Raw genomic sequence first — 3,022 nt, 5'->3', positions numbered from 1 at the left:
GATCGAACGCGATACTCCAACGCGCCGGTCACCAGATGGGGAAAGAAATGGCTCTGACGAGAGCCTCTGGTTTCCGGGCGTAATTCCCCATTAACCATGGAATCACAGGCCCCTAACCAAGCGGTTAACGCGCTGCGGCAAGTGCCCGAAAAGCTTGGAAAAACATTGGCCGCCGGCCCAATAGAGTTCAACCGCCCTGATTGAGGATCGTCGAGGTCAGTCTGCCTGTTGAGCGCAACACGCTGTAAGCGGCTTCCAACTCGGAGAACTGGCTCATGATCAGCTCTTGCTCAGCCGAGAACAACGCGTTTTGCGCGTCGAGCAGTTCGAAAATCGTCCGTTCGCCGGCTTGGAACTGCTCGGTGTAAAGCGACTGAACTTGGCGGCTCGATTGCAGACCGGACCGCAGGTCACCCAATTTGCGTCGCGCCGAGGCAATAGCGCGGTAGGCCTGGCGGATGTCAGCCTCAACCTGGTCGCGGGTGTCGGTGTAGCGGGCCCGCGCCTGGCGAATGCGCGCCTCGACTTCGCGTTGCTCGCCTTCGGCGTTGCCGGCATCAAACAAGGAGTAGGAGAACACCACCATCCCGCGGGCATCGTTCTCGGTGCGTGTGTCGGAGGAGATATAGGTCTTGGAGTTGGCCTCAAGTTCCAAGTCGATTCGCGCGCGACCATCGCCATTGACCACATCAAGCTCGTGCTGGGCGGCACGAACCGTATAGGCCAATGAGAGCAGTCGAGGGTTACCGGACAAGGCCCGATCGATGGCGTCATCGGCAGACGGCGCAAGGTTGGAAACCACCGGCGCTGGCGGCTGAAGCCGGCCTGGAGCGATGCGCGCCAACCGTTCAAACGCATCCTCAGCGGCATCGAGGCCGGCGGCCAGATCGGTACGCGCCGAGCGCACTTCGCTAAGCCGCGCCGCCACACGATTGACGTCCGCCATGGTCGAGTTGCCATCGGCTTCATTGAGCTCAACAATCTCAAGCAGCCGTTCATGCTCGACGATGTTGCGATCGATGAGCGCCAGCAGTTGCCGTTGCTGGAAGATCCGCAGATAAGCCTGCGCTGTGCGCAAGGCCAAATCTTCGGTGACATCGATGGTGCGCAATCGCGCTGCATCGGACGTTGCAAGCGTCGACAGCACCTGGTCGCGCGTTACGTTGAAATCGAACAGCAACTGGCGCAGGCGCACCGTGCCGTCCAAACGCGCTTCCGCGTCAGCGGTGCGATTGTTGAGGTCGAAATCCGTCGGGTCATAAGTGCCGGATGCGGTCTGCCCGGCCGCCAAGGTCAGATCGACCTGCGGTCCAAGACCGGATCGCGCGCGTTGCACACCGGCACGCGCCTCATCGACTCGCGCCAATGCAAGCGTGATCTCTGGGTGCATGGTCGCCGCGCGCGTTACCACATCCGCAAGCGTCATGCGCGGTCCATCACCCGGATCGGCTGAGACCGAGATATCGCCATCGAACTGTCGGGCGGGCGGCAGGGGATCATTGCTGTCGAAACCATCCGCGCCAGCCAGTTCGACATTGCTTTCGTCAGTGCCCTCTCCTTGCCCGGCCAGTTGCGGCGCGGCGAACGAGGCATCCTGGACCGGCGGATCGAGCGTCAGAGGCGAGTCGCTGGCCCGCAGCTCCAACTCATCGGCATTGGCCATCGGTGATGTGGCAGAGGGCGATTCAGGTGCCTGGTTGAGCTCCAGCGGATCGCTGGTTGCAGCTGGCAACTCCGACGCATCGCTGGCGGTGAGCGGTGTTAAGCGCAAGGCCGGACCGAGGGCTAGCTCGGCTGTTGGCTCATCTCCTGGGTCAACGCGATCTGGCAAAGCCTGCGCAGCCAAGCCCATCGGGTCCTCGCCTGCGTCCTCAATGGCATCTGGCGCGACGGCGGCCGTGGCGGCATTGCCGATCGAACCCGTTGTTAGGGTGGCATCATCATTAAAGCCGCCGACCGAATAGACCGGTCCATGGCATTGCGGGACTGTGACGGGACAGGAAAGGCCGGCGCCAGCAGGCGGGCGGGTCATACACCCGGCAAGGGCAAAGGCGGCGACCATCGGCAATACCCATGCCGAACGCCTGTTAACGACCGAACGAAACACGACACCCACCCCGAAACGCAAAACATCGCAGCAAGAACACGCTGCTTCGGGTTCAGATCAGACATCATTAACCTTAACGTTCCCTAAAAAGACCCTTAGGAAACAGTTAGTTCTGCTGAAATGCAGGTGTCCCATTTTGGGTTGATAAAGGGCGTTGCGCAGTTCACCTGAGCAAGCGGGATGACCCGTTCAATGCAAAAAACTCCGCCCGAGAGGGCGGAGTTGGAAAAGCAAGCCTTCAGTAGAGGGAAGCTTAGTAGCGCTCGGAAATTTGCAGCGTTGCCGGGATGCCGCTGCCGCGATTGTAGGACCCGATCCAGATGTCATATTGGCCTGCCGGCGCATTGGCGATCCGCAACTGAGCGCCAAGATCGACACCACCATCATCATCAAAGTACCAGTTGCCGAACGGATCGTTGACCAAAAGCACCGTGTCCACGTTCGACTGAATGATGAAGGTCAGCGCCGACGCACCCGAGGTGCGATATTGAACGCGATAGTCTGGACGGCGCGCTACCCATCCCCACGCGCCAATGCCGCAGTTGGAGATTTCGTTCTGTCCGCCCGCCGTCACGCTGCGGTTCCAGGGATCTGGCAAAAAACCTTCCGTCAGATTGACGGTCCCGAAATGGGGGTTGCCTTGGTAAGTCGGGCAAGCCGCATTGGCGTCACTCACGAAGGACAAAGAGCCGCCGACGGCCACTAGCGCAACAGCCATTGCACCACCCAGCATGGACAAAAATGTTCGTTTCATTGTGTTAAACCCCTAACTTTCCGACAGACCGTCTTCGATCCACCAGTCCCCGATGCCCGCATTGAAAATCCTGCTGGGCAGCATGTCAAACCGCGCCATTTGGCGGGTTCCTTTACATGGCCAGCCAAGCACAGGCTCCACAATCGGTTTGTGACATTTGT

The 3,022-nt window shown here is 60.1% G+C and carries 2 protein-coding genes; both read right to left on the bottom strand.

Annotated elements, in window-relative coordinates; genetic code table 11:
• Positions 1 to 187 precede the first annotated feature (187 nt).
• A complete protein-coding gene (locus JJ917_14830) occupies positions 188 to 2,032 on the bottom strand; it encodes a TolC family protein (protein ID MBO6700100.1) in 1,845 nt (614 codons plus the stop codon).
• A 328-nt stretch (positions 2,033 to 2,360) separates the two neighbouring features.
• Complete coding sequence (locus JJ917_14825) at positions 2,361 to 2,861, bottom strand: hypothetical protein (protein ID MBO6700099.1); 501 nt, start codon at positions 2,859 to 2,861, stop codon at positions 2,361 to 2,363.
• Positions 2,862 to 3,022: the final 161 nt, after the last annotated feature.

The sequence above is a fragment of the Hyphomicrobiales bacterium genome (assembly GCA_017642935.1).
Classification (GTDB): domain Bacteria; phylum Pseudomonadota; class Alphaproteobacteria; order Rhizobiales; family MH13; genus MH13.
Note: the sequence above shows the minus strand (reverse complement) of the source record. Positions and strands in the feature narration are given on the sequence as shown.

Bases quoted from the DNA above. Each gene is read 5' to 3' on its own strand.
- JJ917_14830 (MBO6700100.1), bottom strand. From the start codon at position 2,032: ATGACCCGCCCGCCTGCTGGCGCCGGCCTTTCCTGTCCCGTCACAGTC.
- JJ917_14825 (MBO6700099.1), bottom strand. From the start codon at position 2,861: ATGAAACGAACATTTTTGTCCATGCTGGGTGGTGCAATGGCTGTTGCG.